The 19,119-nt window shown below is 62.2% G+C and carries 12 protein-coding genes; 1 reads left to right on the forward strand and 11 read right to left on the reverse strand.

The genetic code is table 11. The features are described 5' to 3' along the window. Positions 1-312 precede the first annotated feature (312 nt). The 8 genes from JFT44_RS21580 to JFT44_RS21615 all read right to left on the reverse strand — a co-directional run bounded on the left by JFT44_RS21580 (position 313) and on the right by JFT44_RS21615 (position 9,392). Positions 313-1,953 carry a BatD family protein gene (locus JFT44_RS21580; RefSeq protein ID WP_057959835.1) on the reverse strand — a complete coding sequence of 547 codons (1,641 nt, stop codon included), beginning with the start codon at positions 1,951-1,953 and terminating at the stop codon, positions 313-315. Then, positions 1,950-3,686, reverse strand: a complete 1,737-nt coding sequence (locus tag JFT44_RS21585) for a tetratricopeptide repeat protein (protein ID WP_057959834.1) — start codon at positions 3,684-3,686, stop codon at positions 1,950-1,952. Before JFT44_RS21585 ends, JFT44_RS21580 begins: the two co-directional genes overlap by 4 nt. Beyond that, complete coding sequence (locus JFT44_RS21590) at positions 3,683-4,771, reverse strand: VWA domain-containing protein (protein WP_057959833.1); 1,089 nt, start codon at positions 4,769-4,771, stop codon at positions 3,683-3,685. The genes JFT44_RS21585 and JFT44_RS21590 overlap by 4 nt, the downstream gene beginning before the upstream one ends. Continuing rightward, the gene (locus JFT44_RS21595; RefSeq protein ID WP_057438644.1) at positions 4,764-5,258 is read right to left on the reverse strand and encodes a DUF4381 domain-containing protein; all 495 of its coding nucleotides are present in this window, start codon (positions 5,256-5,258) and stop codon (positions 4,764-4,766) included. The genes JFT44_RS21590 and JFT44_RS21595 overlap by 8 nt, the downstream gene beginning before the upstream one ends. Further along, complete coding sequence (locus JFT44_RS21600; RefSeq protein ID WP_057438643.1) at positions 5,255-6,187, reverse strand: DUF58 domain-containing protein; 933 nt, start codon at positions 6,185-6,187, stop codon at positions 5,255-5,257. The genes JFT44_RS21595 and JFT44_RS21600 overlap by 4 nt, the downstream gene beginning before the upstream one ends. A gap of 5 nt (positions 6,188-6,192) precedes the next feature. After that, positions 6,193-7,152 carry a MoxR family ATPase gene (locus tag JFT44_RS21605; RefSeq protein WP_057959832.1) on the reverse strand — a complete coding sequence of 320 codons (960 nt, stop codon included), beginning with the start codon at positions 7,150-7,152 and terminating at the stop codon, positions 6,193-6,195. 187 nt (positions 7,153-7,339) lie between these two features. Continuing rightward, positions 7,340-7,693, reverse strand: coding sequence for a hypothetical protein (locus tag JFT44_RS21610; protein WP_057959831.1), 354 nt, complete (start codon positions 7,691-7,693; stop codon positions 7,340-7,342). 94 nt (positions 7,694-7,787) lie between these two features. Then, the gene (locus JFT44_RS21615) at positions 7,788-9,392 is read right to left on the reverse strand and encodes a dermonecrotic toxin domain-containing protein (RefSeq protein WP_130898231.1); all 1,605 of its coding nucleotides are present in this window, start codon (positions 9,390-9,392) and stop codon (positions 7,788-7,790) included. Between the two features lie 527 nt (positions 9,393-9,919). On the opposite strand from JFT44_RS21615, the gene JFT44_RS21620 reads away from it, so the two are divergent. Further along, positions 9,920-14,779, forward strand: a complete 4,860-nt coding sequence (locus JFT44_RS21620; RefSeq protein WP_057959829.1) for an NAD-glutamate dehydrogenase — start codon at positions 9,920-9,922, stop codon at positions 14,777-14,779. A gap of 1,441 nt (positions 14,780-16,220) precedes the next feature. Here JFT44_RS21620 and JFT44_RS21625 read toward each other — a convergent pair. From JFT44_RS21625 to JFT44_RS21635, 3 genes are all read right to left on the reverse strand, one after another. Further along, a complete protein-coding gene (locus JFT44_RS21625; protein ID WP_128593614.1) occupies positions 16,221-16,898 on the reverse strand; it encodes a GntR family transcriptional regulator in 678 nt (225 codons plus the stop codon). Positions 16,899-16,913: 15 nt separating this feature from the next. Next, on the reverse strand, positions 16,914-17,615 hold the full coding sequence (locus JFT44_RS21630) for a FadR/GntR family transcriptional regulator (protein WP_057439669.1): 702 nt from the start codon (positions 17,613-17,615) through the stop codon (positions 16,914-16,916). A gap of 90 nt (positions 17,616-17,705) precedes the next feature. Beyond that, positions 17,706-19,016, reverse strand: coding sequence for a C4-dicarboxylate transporter DctA (locus JFT44_RS21635; protein ID WP_057439668.1), 1,311 nt, complete (start codon positions 19,014-19,016; stop codon positions 17,706-17,708). Positions 19,017-19,119: the final 103 nt, after the last annotated feature.

The raw sequence follows: 19,119 nt of genomic DNA on the forward strand, positions 1-19,119 counted from the left end.
GTAACCCGGCAGGACGCCGGGTTAGCCGCGCTGGGCCATGGATGGCCCATCGCGGCGGCCCCCCAAATCAATGTCGGATGACGGGCACACCGAGCCTAGGCGAGGTGCCGAGTGGTGGGGCAAGAGCGCTTTGCTTACTTTGGCGCTCTTCCAAAGTGAGCCGCCGTAAGGGCGGAACCAATAGCCGCCGTGACCGCAGCAACGGATATGTACACAACCCCGCCATCACCAACAAGCCAGCTCCCACAGCAGTCCACGCATGCCCCAACGAATATGCCTGCGCCGAGCCCAATGTCGCTACAGCATGGGCAGTTACTTGGGATACAGCGGCGGCAAGCTGGTGCTGTCGGCCACCGGCGCCTGTTCGCGCTCGGCCATGGGAATGGCCTTGATCGCCCGCCACAGCTCCTCACCCTGCCAATACTGGCCGGTTTCGCTGTAGAGCGCGCCGTTCAGCCCATCCAGGGCATCGGACAAGGGCACAAACCGCGCCGCCATGTCCGCCAGGGTTTCCGGTTGTTGGCGTGCCCAGGCATCCAGCGCCTGGCGTGTGGCCTGGGGGTCATTGGCCTGGCTCGCACGCTTGAGGTCGTCGAGCAAGGTGCGGGGGCTGGGCCCGGTTTGTGCGGCGCGCTGGATTGCCGGGCGGGAGCGGGCCCGCCACCACAGGCCGAAGCCGAGCAGGGTGGTGCCGGCGAGGAGCAGGCTGGTAAGTTGCCAGATCCACAGGCGGCCATCGTCCGGTGCGGTGATTACGGTGGGGGTGGCCGGGGTGTCGACCACCAGGCTCGGGTTGACCGCCACTTGCAGGGTGCGGGCCGGCAGGCTGGTGCGTTCCAGATGGTCTTCATGGGTGTTCCACCACACCACCTCCACCGCCGGCAGCTCCAGGGCGCCGGCGCGGTTGGGCACCAGGGCCTCGCGGTCTTCGCGGCTGCCGATCACCCCGCGCTCGCTGCTCTGGTTGCTCAACACCGGCTGGTCGGGGTAACGCCGCAGGCCGGCGATTTCGGTGCTCGGCAGCGCCGGTAACTGGGCACTGGCCAAGCCTTCGGCCTTGAGGGTGAGGATGCGGGTCAGGGAGTCGCCGACCTGCACGTTCGTAGGTTCCGGGTTCCAGCTTTCACCCAGGCTCAGGCTGCGCGCCGGCAGCCAGGGGGCGTCTGCGGGGTACAGGGCCGGCTTGGGCTTGACCGTCAGGGGGATTTCGGTGGAATTGACATGCAACAGCTTGCCGGGCCTGGGTGCCTGGGGCGTGGTGCCCTGGGCCGGGCGCGGTTCGACTTGGGTGGCACTGAATATTTGCGCCGGGATCAGCAGTTGCCCGCTGTGTTGCGGGTAGATCCCATAGCGCATTTCGATCACGCCGTGGCGCACGCCGTTGATGACTTTTTCATAGGTGCGCGAATCGCCCACCTGCTCGACCCGCGCGTCAGACAACTGCAACGGCGTCAGGCTGCTGTCGTCATACAGCGCCACCGAGTGGTAGATGCGCACCGTCAGCAGGGCCTGGGCCTGCACATAGACGCTGCCCTCATCGAGGCTGGCTTCGATGAATACCGGTTCCAGTTGATTATCACTGTCCTGGCCCAGGGTTTCGTCCACTTGCAGGCTGATCGCCTGGGTCTTGAGTTCGCCCAGTTGCAGCGGCGGGATCACCACGGTGCCGGTGGTCTTGGGCTGCAAGGTGATGATCCAGCGAGTGGTGGCGTGGTTGCTGCCGTCAAGGGTGGTGAGTTGGTTGATCTGGCGGGTGCCACGCACGTCGAACAGCGGGTCCAGGGGCGCTAGGTCCGGCTTGCCGAACTGGGTGACGTCGTTGGACTCGATTGTCAGCTCCACCGTTTCCCCGGAATTGACGCGGCTGCGGTCGATACTGGCGGCCAGGTCGGCCGCCTGGGCGTGACCGGCCCACAGCGCTAGCAATAAGACAAAGGGGGTGCAGCGGCTCATCGAGTCTTGTCCTGATGTTGTTGCTGTTCGTACCAGAATTTGCGTCGCAACAACTCGCCGGGGTTGTCCGGGATCTGTCGCAGCCACTGTTCCAGGGCCTGGCGGTGCTCCTCGTCGAGGTTGCTCTCGGTGGGGCGCAAGGGCGGCGTCGTGGTTTGTTCGTCGCCCAGTTCGCTGCCGGGTACTTCGTTGTTGCCGGCAACGGGCGGGGTGCCGGTTTGTGTGTCAGCCGTGCCTGCCTGGCCCGCGCCCTGGGGCGATTGCTCGCCGCCGTTGGCCTGCTGGCCGCTGTCGCCCGGTTGTGCAGTTTGGCCGGGTTGGGTGGATTCGTCATCCTCGTTTTTTTCCGGTGCGGGCGGCTCAGGTTCCGGTTCTTCCAGCAGCAGGCTCTCGACAAGGGCTTTGTTTTTCAGGGCGGGCTGCAAGTCCGGCTGGGCTTCCAGGGCTTGCTCATAGGCGTCTATCGCGGCTTCCAGCTCACCGGTGCGGGCCAGGGCATTGCCACGATTGTAGTGGGAATAGGCATCACTGCCTTCGGCAAAACGTCGGGCCGCCTCCGCATAGTTGCCCGCCTCGTACAGGGCGACACCCTGCCATTGCGGGTTTTCAAAGTGTTCGGCGGCTTCGGCCGGGCGTTTGTGCTTGAGCAGGTACTGGCCCTGTTGATCGGGGCGCAGCCACAGGTCGTCAAAGCTGAACGCGTAGCTCGGCTGCGGCGCGGCCAGGAGCAGCAACGGCAGGCAGAACAGCCAGCCACGGCGCCCGGCGCAGGCGGCAAGCAGCAGCAAGGGCAGCAATAGCCAGTAACCCTGGTCGGCCCAGGTGTCCAGTTGCAGGCGCTGACCGTCGTCGCGCAGGTTTTGCGGGCCGTCCAGCAGGCCCAGGCCGCGCAGGTCCTTGTCGTCCAGGCGGGCCTGGCGATAGCGGCCACCCATTTCGCTGGCAAAGGCCTTGAGCGTCGGGCTGTCCAGGCGCGGGATCAGGATCGCGCCTTGTTCGTCCTTGAGGAACTCGCCACTTTCCTGGGTCACTGGCGTGCCTTCACGGCTGCCGATGCCGAGGATCGACAGGCTCGGCGCCTGGCCTTGCAGCAGCAGGCGAATGCCCTGGCGTTCCTGCTTGGACAGCGACGAGCCAATCAACAACAGGCGACCCTGGCCCAGGCCGCCGTGCTTGAGCAGGCCCAGGGCTTTTTCCACTGCCAGGTCGGCACGATGGCCGGCCTCGGGCATGATCGACGGGCGCAGGGCTTCCAGCAGGTTGCGGCTGGTGGCCAGGTCGTCGGACAGCGGCACCAGCGTGTGGGCGCTGCCGGCATACACGACGATGGCGGTCTGCGCATCGCTGCGCGCCTGCAGCAGATCCACCAGCTTGCGCCGCGCCTGCTCCAGGCGGTTGGGCGGGCTGTCGGTGGCAAGCATCTCCGGCGTCAGCTCCAGCAGCACCACCAGCGGGTCGGCGGGCTTCTGGCTGATCTGTTCGACCCGTTGCCAGCCGGGGCCGAGCAAGGCCAGCACCGCCAGCAGCCAGGCCAGGCCCAGCAACAGCCATGGCGACTTGCTTTCCCGGCCATTGCCGCCACTGAGCAGGGCGGCGTGGAAGGCCGGCGGCAGGATCATCTGCCAGCGCCCGGCGCGTTTTTGCCGATGCCACAGTTGCCACAGCAACCAGCCGAGGACGGGCAGCAGCAACAGCCACCAGGGGCGGAACCAGTGCGGCCATAAAGCGATCATCGACGCCTCCGCAAGCGCAGGCGTTTAAGGCGTTGCCGCCATTGCGGGTGCTGTTGCAGGAAATGGCCCTTGGTCGAGAGTTTATTGAGCAGCCGTTGCAGGGCGTTGTCCGGCCAGCGTTCCTGGATCACCAGCAGCAGGCTGAGAAACAGCGCCAGGGCCAGCGGCCCGCTATACAGCGCCTGGGTCGGGCGGGCCTGGGTTGGTTGTTGCGCCACCGGCTCCAGCTGGTCGAGGGTTTGTTTGATCGCTTGCAACTCGGCGCCGTCATGGGCGCGGAAATACTGCCCGCCGGTGGTCTGGGCGATGGCCTTGAGCGCCGGCTCGTCGAGGTCCAGGCTGGGGTTGAGGCCGAGCATGCCCAGGCTGCCGGTCTGTTCGGGGCTGGCGCCAATGCCGATGGGGTAGATTTTCACGCCTTCTTCGGCGGCCAGGCGGGCGGCGGTCAATGGGTCGATTTCGCCGCCATTGTTGGCCCCGTCGGTGACCAGGATCAGCACCCGGCTTTGTGCCGGGCGTTGCCGCAGGCGCTTGAGGGCCAGGCCAATGGCGTCGCCAATCGCGGTGTTTTTCCCGGCGATGCCGATGCGTGCCTCATCCAGCCAAGTGCGCACGGTGCGCCGGTCGAAGGTCAGCGGTGCCTGCAGGTAGGCCTGGCTGCCAAACAGGATCAGGCCAACACGGTCGCCCTCGCGGCTTTCGAGAAAGTCGCCAAGCAGGTGCTTGACCAGGTTCAGGCGGCTGACGTCTTCGTCCTGCCATTGCATATCGGGGAAGTCCATGGAGCCGGACACGTCCACCGCCACCAACAGGTCGCGGCCGCTGGCGGCAATCGGCAACGGTTCGCCAAGCCATTCCGGGCGGGCGGCGGCGGTCAGCAGCAACAACCACAGCACCACGAACGGCGCTTGTTGGCGCCAGCCCGGCAGGTTGATGCGCGCGCGGCGCCGGGCCAGCCCTTCGAGGTCGCCCAGAAAGCTGACTTTCAAGGCCGGCTCGCCGCTGTCGGCCACCGGCAGGATCAGCCGCATCAGCCAGGGCAGGGGCAGCAGGGCAAAGACCCACGGCCAGGCGAACTCAAACATGTTTGCGAATCCAGGTGTCGACCGCTTGCGTCAGGCCGGCGATGGCCTTGTCGTCGAGCTTGCATTCGGGTTTGTAGGCGCCCTCGACGAGGACCATCCAGCGCGTGAGGCCGGCGGCGGGGCAGCGGTTGTCGAGAAAGGCCAGCCATTTGCGCCCGTTGAGGGTGTGGCTCTGGCTGTAGGGGTAGTCGTTGCGGCACAGGCGCTTGAGCAGGCCGTTGAGCTGCTGCAGCCAGGCGCCGGCCGGTGCGCCGTCGTAGGGCTTGGGCATCAGCGCCAGTTCCGCGAGGGCGGCAATACGCAGCGGGTCCAGGGGCTGTTCGGCCCGGGCCAGGGGGCGTTTGCTCGGCAGGAAGCGCCGCAGCCGCCACAAGCCCCAGCCCGCCAGGGGGATCAGCGCCAGCAACAGCCACCAGCCCGGCGCCGGCGGCCAGAAACCAATGGCCGGTGGGGCGATCAGCGGTTGCAACTGGTCCAGGCTGCTCATGGCTTTTTCACCGGGCGTTGCGGGTTGAGGTATTCGCGCAGTTGCTCGACCATTTCGCTCTGGGTGCTCAATGGCATCAGCAGTACCCGCAGTTTTTGCGCGAGCAATTCCCAGCGGGCGATGCGTGCTTCGGCCTGGGCCTTGTAGGCCTGGCGCAGCTCGAAGTTCAAGGTGTCGATTTCCAATTGCGCGCCGCGCTCGGCGAAACGCAGCAGCCCGGCGGCGGGCAGTGCGTGGTCCAGCGGGTCTGAGACCGGCAGCAGCAACAGGTCGCAATGGCGCGACAACAGGCTCAGTTGCTGCTCGGCGCCCTCGGTCAGGGCGCGCTCGTCACAAATCACAATCACCAGGCTGCCGGGGCGCAGCACTTCGCGACCACGGCGCAGGGCCATGCCCAGGGCGTCGGCTTCGGGGCGGCTCTCGGTGTTGAGGCTCTGGTTGACCCGTACCAGGCGGTTGAGCAGTTGCAGCAGGCTTTGCTTGCTGCGCCGGGGCTTGATTTCGTAGTGCTCGTTATCGCCGAACACCAGGCCGCCGACCCGGTCGTTGTGGCCCAGCGCGGCCCAGCCGATGAGGCTGGCGGCCTGGGCGGCGAGGACCGACTTGAACATCAGCCCGGAGCCGAAAAACAGCCGGCAGCTTTGCTCCACCATGATAAAGATCGGCCGTTCGCGCTCTTCGTGGAACAGCTTGGTGTGGGGCTCCTGGGTGCGGGCGGTGACGCGCCAGTCGATGGTGCGCACATCGTCGCCGGCCTGGTACACCCGCACCTGATCGAAGTCCACACCGCGCCCGCGCAGTTTGGAGTGGTGCAGGCCGATCAACGGGCTGCGCTGGCTGGGCGTGGAAAACAGCTGTACTTCGCGCACGCGATGGCGCATCTCGATCAATTCGCTGAGGCTGACATGGATCCCGTCGCCGGCATTCATGGAGATCAAGCGACGGCTACGACGTCGAGAATACGCTGCACCACGCGGTCCTGGTCGATGCCGGCCGCTTCGGCCTCGAACGACAGAATGATGCGGTGGCGCAGTACATCGAACAGCACCGCCTGGATATCTTCCGGGCTGACAAAGTCACGCCCGGCCAGCCAGGCGTGGGCGCGGGCGCAGCGGTCAAGGGCAATCGAGCCTCGGGGGCTGGCGCCATAGGCAATCCACTCGGCCATTTCCGCGTCGAACTTGGCCGGGGTGCGCGTGGCCATGACCAGTTGTACCAGGTATTCCTCCACGGCGTCGGCCATGTACAGGCCGAGGATTTCCTTGCGCGCGGCGAAAATCGCCTGCTGGCTGACCCGCCGCTCGGGCTTTGTCTCGCCATTCAGCGCTTCGCCACGGGCCTGTTGCAGGATGCGCCGCTCCACGGCGGCATCGGGGAAGCCGATCTTGACGTGCATCAGGAAGCGGTCGAGCTGGGCTTCGGGCAGGGGATAGGTGCCTTCCTGCTCGATGGGGTTCTGCGTGGCCATTACCAAAAACAGCGGCGACAGCTCGTAGGTGCTGCGCCCGACGCTGACCTGGCGCTCGGCCATGGCTTCGAGCAGGGCCGACTGGACCTTGGCCGGAGCACGATTGATCTCGTCCGCCAGCACCAGGTTGTGGAAGATCGGCCCTTGCTGGAACACGAAACTGCCGGTTTCCGGACGATAGATCTCGGTGCCGGTGATGTCGGCGGGCAACAGGTCGGGGGTGAACTGGATACGATGGAACTGTGCTTCGATCCCTTCGGCAAGCTCCTTGATGGCCTTGGTCTTGGCCAGGCCGGGAGCGCCCTCTACCAGCATATGGCCGTCGGCGAGCAGGGCAATGAGCAAACGCTCGATGAGTTTTTCCTGGCCGAGAATCTGCGTAGAAAGAAAGGTTCGCAGCGCGAGCAGCGCTTCACGATGTTCCATCAAGGACGGTTCCTGGAAAGATGAGCCTGGGGATTGGGAAAAATGCCAAGGCCTGGGGGGCCTACTTTAATGCATTGGAGGGGCTGGCGACTAATGAACCAGGGGGTATTTTTTTGCGATCTGTAGGAAAGGTCTGAGGTTTTTGGCGTTTATAAGGGTCTCATCGCGGCGATTTAGCAGGTGCCCATCAAGGCGTGCGGATGTAAGTGCCAGTGCCCTTGAGAATGTTCTGCAGGGTTTCTTCTACCTCGGCCAGGTCCGCCTCAGCGGTACCGTGATTGATCTGCAGGTGGTCGCTGCCGCCCAATGCGTCCTTGTCCGCCGCACCGATTTCCACCAGGAGGGTGGTCGCGCTCAGGGTGATCTTCAAGCCTTCCAGGGTCGAAGGCTCGTAGTCCCAGGTCAGTTCAACCTCGTCCTCATCTGGATAACGCGACAGCATGAACATCTCGCCATGGGTACCGTGGCAGCAGAGCATGGCCATGTTGTCTTCTTCGTCGTCGCAGGGGGTGGCGAGCAGGTGGGTGGTGGTCAGTTGCATGTAGAGTCCTGTCTGGAAAGGCGGCTTCAAGGCCGGCAGGCCTTGATTCTGCCATTGCATCGGGCTTTGTGTCGGCTTTTGTATCAAGCGGGCATCAGGTTTTGGAGGCCCAGGCACTGATTGCGCTGCTTAACGGTTTAAAGGCATTCCCCAAACCACTGGTGAACACAGGAAGAAGGGTTTTCACGGAACCTTCGCCAATGAGCTTGTCTGCCCCAGGGCGCCTGTGGATATAGCTGTCTATGCCAATGCCGAGTTGCGCGGTGCCCACCGCTGTGCTTGTGGCCGTCAGGGCAATGCCCAGCGGCGGGAAAGCGATTCCGAGTGGGGCTAAAAGAAGTAGCCCATATTTTGCCCAGTTCAAGTACTTGAACGCAGTCTTTGCGTTGACGTCGCGATTGAGGACGAATTGAAAACGAGTGGCGCTTTTCAGGTCTACCTCGGTGCGATGCTGGAGTTCCTCGAATGGACCTCCCTGGACAACCTGGCCATTGAATAGGCCACCCTCGTCAAAATAACCGAGCTTTTCTTGCGTGGAGGCAGGAAGGTCACCGTTAAGTACATTGCGGGTGTTGTCTACGAGTGCATCAATGCCTTTAGACAGGAATTCATTACCGAGGTCTTCGGGGCGGAAGTAAAGTTTGAAACTCTCGACGAATTGCGGATCTTTCATTTGCTCGGCCAGCCATTTATTCATTTCTTTCTTGGAGTCGAAGCCTTTCAACGGAGACGCCTGGCCAGGTAGATACAACAAGACCCGGCCCGTGGTCTTATCCTGGGTGTAAAAAGCGCGCATGGGGAAACCTTTGAACGTGAGGAATTTGGTTTCCAGATTCGGGTCAGCCTTGTAGGGCTGTGTCAGGTCATTTTGATTAAGGGATAGGTAACTTTTGTCGGCCGGCATGCCCGTGACACCCATGGCAATCTGGCGATCGTTTTCGGTAAGAGACTTGTCATGGTGTTGAACGTGTGACGCTTTCAAAAACGCACCTCTCGCCGCTTCGGAGTAGGCATGGCGGGAGTTGCCGTTCCAGTAATTGTTAAGGTACTGGTCATAAGGGGATTTATAACTGTTATCCCATACCATCTGTTTGAACTCAGTTGCCGGGATATCGACTCTGTTGCTCGCATCATAGGTATTCGCAGACCCCTGCTGCGGCTCCGTGTAAATCCCTTGAAAGTGGCTGGTGAACCCCGTCTCATTTGGGCGCGGGAACCTACCAAAGGCGTCAGGCTTATCTGTATGTTTTGAACTTTTCCTTATTTCAAAAGGGCCGTCCTCTTTTGAACGTATCGCCCCGTGGAAGTCAGGCTCTTCCTGCTGGTTGAGCCTCGCTGCCTGAGTCAGGGATATTTTTTGAACAATGACCCCGCTGTAAGGTGGGGTATTGGTGCGGTGATCATACTGAATGCTCACTAAGTAGGTGTTATCGGGGTCAATATCTTTACCGAACTTTTCCTTTATCTGACGCTTTACTTCCATGGATGTAATTTCATCTGCCGTCTTGGGCTGCTTGTACTGGCTGATGAGTTGTTCGACGGCCTTGTTGCTGGATAGGGGCGCTTTGAAATAGGGCACCGGAAAGTGCGGCGTGGAGGCAACGGGGGCATTGTCCGAACTTGATCGTGCAGTGGGCTGGAAGAAAGAGCCACGGTTCCCACCGGGTGGGACGTTAAGGGCGGAAGAGTGTACGTTCAATTGAGCCTCGTTGAGTGGTAATAGGGCCTTTATGGGCATGACTGCCTACGCACACTAAGTGACTGAATTTTGAAATACGGTTCCTGCGTGGAGCTGGGAATTAGATTGTACGAGTGTATGAATATTTACCTGTCAGCACTCTCGCCGTGCCTGCATGGCCGCCCACTTTCAATCGCTAGCCACCCCTTGACTGGCGGGATGGGTTGCTCTTGGTGCAACCGCCCATTGCCGGGTGTTGACCGAATATGTCGCAGTGCAGTAAGCAGCCTGCTCGCCGCACTCGTTAAGCTGCGCAACGGGTGTACCTTTTACGTGACTCTGGCCTGCCCGTCGTGTCGTCATCCGCCGGTGGTGCATCCAGTGGACGTCGAATGTGACCTCAGGGTCTTGTCCAGCTTCACCCACCTGTCACCCTGATTCGTCTATGGTGCTTATCATCAGCACCTGCGAACAGACATGACGGCCTCCCCATCAGGGGACAACACGCGACGCTTCCATCAATAACAAGCCCAAGCGGAGTACCACAGATGGCGTTCTTCACCGCAGCCAGCAAAGCCGACTTCCAGCATCAACTGCAAGCGGCACTGGCGCAGCACATCAGTGAACAGGCACTGCCACAAGTGGCGCTGTTCGCTGAACAATTCTTCGGCATCATTTCCCTGGACGAGCTGACCCAGCGTCGCATGTCCGACCTGGCCGGTTGCACCCTGTCTGCCTGGCGCCTGCTTGAGCGCTTTGATCATACCCAGCCGCAAGTGCGGGTCTACAACCCCGACTACGAACGCCACGGCTGGCAGTCGACCCACACTGCGGTCGAGGTCTTGCACCATGACCTGCCGTTCCTCGTGGATTCGGTGCGCACTGAGCTGAACCGTCGCGGCTACAGCATCCATACCCTGCAAACCACCGTACTCAGCGTGCGCCGTGGCAAGAAGGGCGAGTTGCTGGAAATCCTGCCCAAGGGCACCCAGGGCGAAGACGTCCTGCAAGAATCCCTGATGTACCTGGAGATCGACCGCTGCGCCAACGCCGCCGAGCTGAACGTCCTGAGCAAGGAACTTGAGCAGGTATTGGGCGAAGTGCGGGTGGCCGTGGCTGATTTCGAGCCGATGAAAGCCAAGGTCCAGGAGCTGCTGGACAGCATCGACAACAGCCCGTTGACCATCGACGGTGAAGAAAAGGCCGAGATCAAGAGTTTCCTGGAATGGCTGGTGGGCAACCACTTCACCTTCCTCGGCTATGAAGAATTTGTGGTACGTGACGAGAAGGACGGCGGTCATCTGGAATATGACGCCAACTCCTTCCTCGGCCTGACCAAACTGCTGCGCGCCGGCCTCACCGCTGAAGACCTGCGCATCGAAGATTACGCCGTGGCCTACCTGCGCGAGCCGACCGTGTTGTCGTTCGCCAAGGCCGCGCACCCAAGCCGTGTACACCGTCCGGCTTACCCTGACTACGTGTCGATCCGCCAGATTGATGCTGACGGCAAGGTCGTCAAGGAATGCCGCTTCATGGGCCTCTACACCTCCTCGGTGTACGGCGAAAGCGTGCGGGTGATTCCTTATATCCGCCGCAAGGTCGCGGAAATCGAGCGCCGCTCGGGCTTCCAGGCCAAGGCGCACCTGGGCAAGGAGCTGGCCCAGGTGGTTGAAGTGCTGCCCCGCGACGACCTGTTCCAGACCCCGGTGGACGAGCTGTTCAGCACCGTGATGTCGATCGTGCAGATCCAGGAACGCAACAAGATCCGCGTGTTCCTGCGCAAAGACCCGTACGGCCGTTTCTGCTACTGCCTGGCCTACGTGCCGCGCGATATCTACTCCACCGAAGTGCGCCAGAAGATCCAGCAAGTGCTGATGGATCGCCTGAAAGCCTCGGACTGCGAATTCTGGACGTTTTTCTCCGAGTCCGTACTGGCCCGTGTCCAGCTGATTCTGCGGGTCGATCCGAAGAACCGCCTGGATATCGACCCGCTGCTCCTGGAAAAAGAAGTGGTGCAGGCCTGCCGCAGCTGGCAGGACGACTACGCGAGCCTGGTGGTCGAGAGCTTCGGCGAAGCCCACGGCACCAACGTGCTGGCGGATTTCCCGAAAGGCTTCCCGGCAGGCTACCGCGAGCGCTTTGCCGCGCACTCGGCCGTGGTCGACATGCAGCACCTGTTGAACCTGACCGAAGCCAAGCCACTGGTGATGAGCTTCTACCAGCCTTTGGGCCACGTGACCGGCCAGCAGGAATTGCACTGCAAGCTGTACCACGCTGACACTCCGCTGGCGTTGTCGGATGTACTGCCGATCCTCGAGAACCTCGGCCTGCGCGTGCTCGGTGAGTTCCCGTACCGCCTGCGCCACGCCAATGGCCGCGAGTTCTGGATCCATGACTTTGCGTTCACCGCCGCCGAAGGCCTGAACCTCGATATCCAGCAGCTCAACGACACCCTGCAGGATGCGTTCGTGCACATCGTCAATGGCGATGCCGAGAACGATGCATTCAACCGCCTGGTACTGACTGCCGGCTTGCCATGGCGTGACGTGGCGCTGCTGCGTGCTTATGCCCGTTACCTGAAGCAGATCCGCCTGGGCTTCGACCTGGGTTACATCGCCAGCACCCTGAACAACCACACCGACATCGCCCGCGAGTTGACCCGGTTGTTCAAGACGCGCTTCTACCTGGCGCGCAAGCTGACTGCCGACGACCTGGAAGACAAGCAGCAGCGCCTGGAGCAAGCGATCCTCAACGCCCTGGACGATGTGCAGGTGCTTAATGAAGACCGGATCCTGCGGCGCTACCTGGACCTGATCAAGGCCACCCTGCGCACCAACTTCTACCAGGCGGATGCCAACGGCCAGAACAAGTCGTACTTCAGCTTCAAGTTCAACCCCCACGCTATTCCCGAGTTGCCCAAGCCAGTGCCGAAGTTTGAAATCTTCGTCTACTCGCCGCGGGTCGAAGGCGTGCACCTGCGCTTTGGTAACGTTGCCCGTGGCGGCCTGCGCTGGTCCGACCGTGAAGAAGACTTCCGCACCGAAGTGCTGGGCCTGGTAAAAGCCCAGCAGGTGAAGAACTCGGTGATCGTGCCGGTCGGCGCCAAGGGCGGCTTCCTGCCGCGTCGCCTGCCATTGGGCGGCAGCCGGGACGAGATCGCGGCCGAGGGCATCGCCTGCTACCGCATCTTCATTTCCGGTCTGTTGGACATTACCGACAACCTGAAAGACGGTGCCCTGGTGCCGCCGTTGAACGTGGTCCGCCACGACAACGACGACCCGTACCTGGTAGTGGCGGCCGACAAAGGCACCGCGACCTTCTCCGATATCGCCAACGGCATCGCCATCGACTACGGCTTCTGGCTGGGCGATGCGTTTGCCTCTGGTGGTTCGGCCGGTTACGACCACAAGAAAATGGGCATCACCGCCAAGGGCGCGTGGGTCGGTGTGCAGCGTCACTTCCGTGAGCGCGGCATCAATGTGCAGAAAGACAGCATTACCGTGGTCGGCGTCGGCGACATGGCCGGTGACGTGTTCGGCAACGGCTTGTTGATGTCCGACAAGCTGCAACTGGTCGCGGCCTTCAACCACCTGCACATCTTTATTGATCCAAACCCGAACCCGGAAACCAGCTTCATCGAGCGCCAGCGTATGTTCGAGCTGCCGCGTTCGGCCTGGTCGGACTACGACACCAGCATCATGTCCGAAGGCGGCGGGATCTTCTCGCGCAGCGCCAAAAGCATTGCCATCTCGCCCCAGATGAAAGAACGCTTCGACATCCAGGCCGACAAGCTGACCCCGACCGAGCTGCTGAACGCCTTGCTCAAGGCGCCGGTGGACCTGTTGTGGAACGGCGGTATCGGCACCTACGTCAAGGCCAGCACCGAAAGCCACGCCGATGTCGGCGACAAGGCCAACGACGCGCTGCGCGTCAACGGCAACGAGCTGCGCTGCAAAGTAGTGGGCGAGGGCGGTAACCTGGGCATGACCCAGCTGGGTCGCGTGGAATTCGGCCTCAATGGCGGCGGTTCCAACACCGACTTTATCGACAACGCCGGTGGTGTGGACTGCTCCGACCACGAAGTGAACATCAAGATCCTGCTCAACGAAGTGGTGCAGGCTGGCGACATGACCGACAAGCAACGCAACCAGTTGCTGGCGAGCATGACCGACGAAGTCGGCAGCCTGGTGTTGGGCAACAACTACAAGCAGACCCAGGCCCTGTCCCTGGCGGCGCGCAAAGCCTACGAGCGTGCGGCCGAGTACAAGCGTCTGATGAGCGACCTGGAAGGCCGCGGCAAGCTGGACCGCGCCATCGAGTACCTGCCGACCGAGGAGCAGCTCGTCGAGCGCGCCGCGAGCGGCAAGGGCCTGACCCGTCCGGAACTGTCGGTGCTGATTTCCTACAGTAAGATCGACCTCAAGGAAGCGCTGCTCAAGTCCCTGGTACCGGATGACGACTACCTGACCCGCGACATGGAGACCGCGTTCCCGCCGAGCCTGGTGGCCAAGTTCGGCGAGGCCATGCGTCGCCACCGCCTCAAGCGCGAGATCGTCAGCACCCAGATCGCCAACGACCTGGTCAACCACATGGGCATCACCTTCGTGCAACGCCTCAAAGAGTCGACCGGCATGAGCCCGGCGAACGTGGCGGGCGCCTATGTGATCGTGCGCGACATCTTCCACCTCCCGCACTGGTTCCGTCAGATCGAAGCCCTGGATCACCAGGTCTCGGCTGAAGTGCAACTGGCGCTGATGGACGAACTGATGCGCCTGGGCCGTCGGGCTACCCGTTGGTTCCTGCGCAGCCGTCGCAACGAGCAGGATGCCGCGCGTGATGTGGCGCACTTCGGTCCGCACCTGGCGGCGTTGGGCCTCAAGCTCGACGAACTGCTGGAAGGCCCGACCCGCGAAGGCTGGCAGAACCGTTACCAGGCCTATGTCGAAGCCGGTGTGCCTGAGCTGTTGGCGCGCATGGTTGCTGGCACCACGCACCTGTACACCTTGTTGCCGATCATCGAGGCTGCTGACGTTACCGGTCAGAGCGCTGCCGATGTGGCCAAGGCCTACTTCGCCGTGGGCAGCGCCCTGGACTTGCCGTGGTACCTGCAGCAGATCAGCGATCTGCCGGTGGGCAACAACTGGCAGGCCCAGGCCCGCGAAGCCTTCCGCGATGACGTGGACTGGCAGCAACGGGCGATCACCATCAAGGTTCTGCAAATGGCCGATGCGCCAGAAGACATGGAAGCCCGCGTGGCCCTGTGGCTTGAGCAGAACGCGAGCATGGTCGAACGCTGGCGCGCGATGATGGTGGAAATCCGGGCTGCGGTCGGCACGGACTACGCCATGTACGCGGTGGCCAACCGGGAACTGCTGGACCTGGCCATGAGTGGTCAAGCGGTGCTGTAATCGGCTGCTAGCGCGTTAAAACAAAGCCCCGTCTCGCGAGAGACGGGGCTTTTTGTTTTCACTCGATTCAATGTGGGGTGTATGCAAAATTTGCTGCCCCTGGTGCCCCTTGTGGGAGCGGGCTTGCCCGCGATAGCGGCAGTCCAGTCACTGTCGCTGGCGGCTGACCCACCGCCATCGCAGGCAAGCCAGCTCCCACATTTGATTTGTGGTGGTACCAACATTCTCTGCCCCGCGCAGATCCCCTGTGGGAGCGGGCTTGCTCGCGAAAGCGGCAGTCCAGTCACTGTTTCTGGCGGCTGACCCACCGCCATCGCAGGCAAGCCAGCTCCCACATTTGATTTGTGGTGGTACCAACATTCTCTGACCCGCGCAGATCCCCTGTGGGAGCGGGCTTGCTCGCGATAGCGACAGTCCAGTCACTGTTTCTGGCGGCTGACCCACCGCCATCGCAGGCAAGCCAGCTCCCACATTTGATTTGTGGTGGTGCCAACATTCTCTGCCTCGCGCAGATCCCCTGTGGGAGCGGGCTTGCCCGCGATAGCGGCAGTCCAGTCACTACTTCTGGCAACTGACCCACCGCCATCGTAGGCAAGCCAGTTCCCACATTTGATTTGTGGTGGTACCAACATTCTCTGCCCCGCGCAGATCCCCTGTGGGAGCGGGCTTGCTCGCGAAAGCGGCAGTCCAGTCACTGTTTCTGGCAACTGATCTACCGCAATCGCAGGCAAGCCAGCTCCCACATTTGATTTGTGGTGGGGCCAAAATTCTCTGCCCCGCGCAGATCCCCTGTGGGAGCGGGCTTGCTCGCGAAAGCGGCAGTCCAGTCACTGTTTCTGGCGGCTGATCCACCGCCATCGCAGGCAAGCCAGCTCCCACATTTGATTTGTGGTGGTACCAACATTCTCTGCCCCGCGCAGATCCCCTGTGGGAGCGGGCTTGCCCGCGATAGCGGCAGTCCAGTCACTGTTGCTGGCGGCTGACTCACCGCCATCGCAGGCAAGCCAGCTACTACATTTGATTTGTGGTGGTACCAACATTCTCTGCCCCGCGCAGATCCCCTGTGGGAGCGGGCTTGCTCGCGAAAGCGGCAGTCCAGTCACTGTTTCTGGCGGCTGATACACCGCCATCGCAGGCAAGCCAGCTCCCACATTTGATTTGTGGTGGTACCAAAATTCTCTGCCCCGCGCAGATCCCCTGTGGGAGCGGGCTTGCTCGCGAAAGCGGCAGTCCAGTCACTGTTTCTGGCAACTGATCTACCGCCATCGCAGGCAAGCCAGCTCCCACATTTGATTTGTGGTGGTACCAACATTCTCTGCGCCGCGCAGATCCCCTGTGGGAGCGGGCTTGCCCGCGATAGAGGCAGTCCAGTCACTGTTGCTGGCAGCTGACCCACCGCCATCGCAAGCAAGCCAGCTCCCACAGTTGAATCTCCATTGGCTTACGAGAGTTGTGCTTGCAGATGATCCAGATGTTGGGTCATCAGGCTTACGGCCGTGCCCCCATCCCTGCGCTCCAGTGCCTCGATCATCGCCGACTGCTCACGCCAGGTCCCGGCGAACGCTCCCTGTTGCGCAATGACCAGCGAGGTCAACGGCACCAGGCTATTGAGAAACTGCGCCAGTGGCCGATTCCCCGCAATGCTCGCCAGCAATAGGTGAAACTCGCCACACAGGCGGATGGCCGGGCCTTGCTGGCCCTGTTCGACGCACGCCCGTTGGCGCGCCACCAGTTCGCGCAAGCGCCGCATCTGGCCGGGGCTGGCCTGTGCGCACGCCAATTGCACCACAGTCACTTCCATCAAGCGCCGCGCCTCGAGAATGTGTTGCACCTGCTGCGCATCGGGCGCCGCCACCTGGGCACGCAGGTTGGGGCGCAGGATGATCACTTGCTGCTCGGCCAGGCGCGCCAGGACCCGGCGCAGTACGCTGCGGCTGACGCCAAATTGTTCGGCCAGGCCTTCTTCGGTAAAGCGGCTGGTGGGCACGATGCGCTGTTCGAGGATGGCATCGAACAGCCGTGGGTAGAGGTCATCCACCGAGGGCCGTTTACCGGGCACCAGGCGCATGGGGGGCGGGGCGGTGACAACGTTAGTGCGTTGCAGGGCATGAGCGCTCATGGCCAGCCTCCAAAGTCAGTTGCCGAGATGGTCGTCGGGAATGTTCAGGGCGGTCCCCATGCGCTGGCCTTCGTTGAGGATATGGCGGCGCATTTCGGCGCTGGCCTGGGCGCTGTTCTTGCTGCGGATCGCGCGCACCACCGCTTCGTTTTCCTGCAGGCGCTCGGCCAGGTGTTCGGGGGAGTTGCGCAACACCTGGGCGCTTTGCTTGAGGGCGTTGCTAGTCTGCTGCACCACGTTCTGGAAGATCGGGTTGGAGGTCAGGGCGAACAGTTCTTCGTGGAAGGCGATGTAGGCGTTCATCCCCGCTTCACTGTCGTTGGCGTCCAGGGCTTCGCGCATGTCCATCAGGGTCAGGCGCAGTTGCCCGATTTCCTTGCTGGTGATGGACTGGGCCACCAGGCCGACGATAAACGGCTCCAGGGTGTAGCGCAGTTGCAGGATGTCGGCGAGGCTGGCGTCGGCCACGGCATCATGGGCTTGGGGCTCGTTGACGCTGGTTTCCAGCACGACCACGCCTTTGCCGGGCATCGAGCGCACCAGGCCGAGGGTTTCCAGGACGATCACGGCTTCGCGCAGGCTCGGGCGGCTGATGCCCAATTGTTCGGCCAGTTCGCGCTGGCCGGGGAGCATTTCGCCACGCCGCCATTGGCCTCGGGCCAGGGCGGCGCGTAGTTTTTCTACGACTGAATTGACGACGGTTGAGGTGCTGATCACGCCGGGCTCCTTATGTTGCAAACACAAACGGTAAAAATGGCGACGATTAACGGTGGGAGCGAGCAAGCCCGCTCCCACACTCGATCTGCGCTAGAACTCCTGGTGAGCCGGCAACACCGGCTTCTTGGCCTGGAACGCATACCCTTGCTGCCCCTCCAGCACCTTGTTGGCCCGTTGCAGATCAATGTCCTTTTCCCAGCGGGCAATGGCCACGGTGGCCACGCAGTTGCCGATCAGGTTGGTCAGTGCACGGCCAATCCCCATAAACCAGTCCACGGCCAACACCAGCACCAGGCCCACCACCGGGATGGCGGGAATGGCGGTGAGGGTCGCGGCCAGAATCACCAGGGCCGAGCCCGGTATGCCGTGGGCACCCTTGGAGGTGATCAGCGACACCAGCAGGATGGTCAGCAGATCGGTCATCGACAACGGCGTACCGGTGGCGTTGGCGATAAACACAATGGCCAGGGTCAGGTAGATCGAGAAACCATCGAGGTTGAACGAGTAACCGGTGGGGATCACCAGGCCGACGGTGGAACTGCCGATGCCCAGGTGCTCCAGTTTACGCATGATCTGTGGCAACACTGCATCGGATGACGCGGTGCCCATCACGATCAGCAGCTCTTCGCGCAGGTATTTGAGCAGCGGCAGCATGCGCAGGCCCGACAGGCGCATCACCGCGCCCAGGATCAGCGCGACAAACGCGATGCAGGTCAGGTAGAACAGACCCACCAGGCTGCCCAGGTGCTGTAGCGAATCCAGGCCATAGGTGCTGGTGGTAAAGGCGATGGCACCGAATACGCCGATGGGCGCCAGGCGCACGATCATGCCCATGATGCGGAAGATCACATGGCTCAGTTCGTTGATCAGTCGTGAAATGCCCGACGCCGCTTCCCCTACCAGGTTCAGCGCACTGCCGAACAGCACCGAGAACAACAGCACTTGCAGTACGTTGTTGTCGGCAAAGGCGCCGATCACCGAGTTGGGGATCAGGTCCATCAGGAACTGACTAGTGCCCTTGATATGTTGGCCACGATCCGCCAATTCATTGAGGCCGGCGGAAGACAGCTGTTCCAGATGGATATTGGCCCCGCTACCGATCCCGGTACTGAAGGCCAGCACCAGGCCCAGTACCAGGGCGATGGTGGTGAGGATTTCGAAATAGATCACCGACTTGAGGCCGATGCGCCCGACTTTTTTCAGGTCGCCAGCACCGGAAATGCCGCTGACCACCACGCAGAACACGATCAGGCCGATCAGCATCTTGATCAGCTTGATAAAGCCGTCACCCAGGGGTTTGAGTTGTGAGGAGAATTCGGGAAGGGCCAAGCCGCACGCGATGCCGAGCATCAGGCCTATGACGACTTGCAGGAAAATCGAACGCGAGCACCATCTGAGCATGGGAAGGATCTCTATTCGGTGCCCTGGTGGGTCCAGGGCTTAATTGTTGTGGTCTTACCGGTAAGTCCAGTGCGCGGCCAGTCTACGCTCGGTTTTTTGCAAA

Origin of the sequence: Pseudomonas sp. MF5691 (assembly GCF_016405645.1) — a bacterium.
Classification (GTDB): Bacteria; Pseudomonadota; Gammaproteobacteria; order Pseudomonadales; family Pseudomonadaceae; genus Aquipseudomonas; species Aquipseudomonas shahriarae.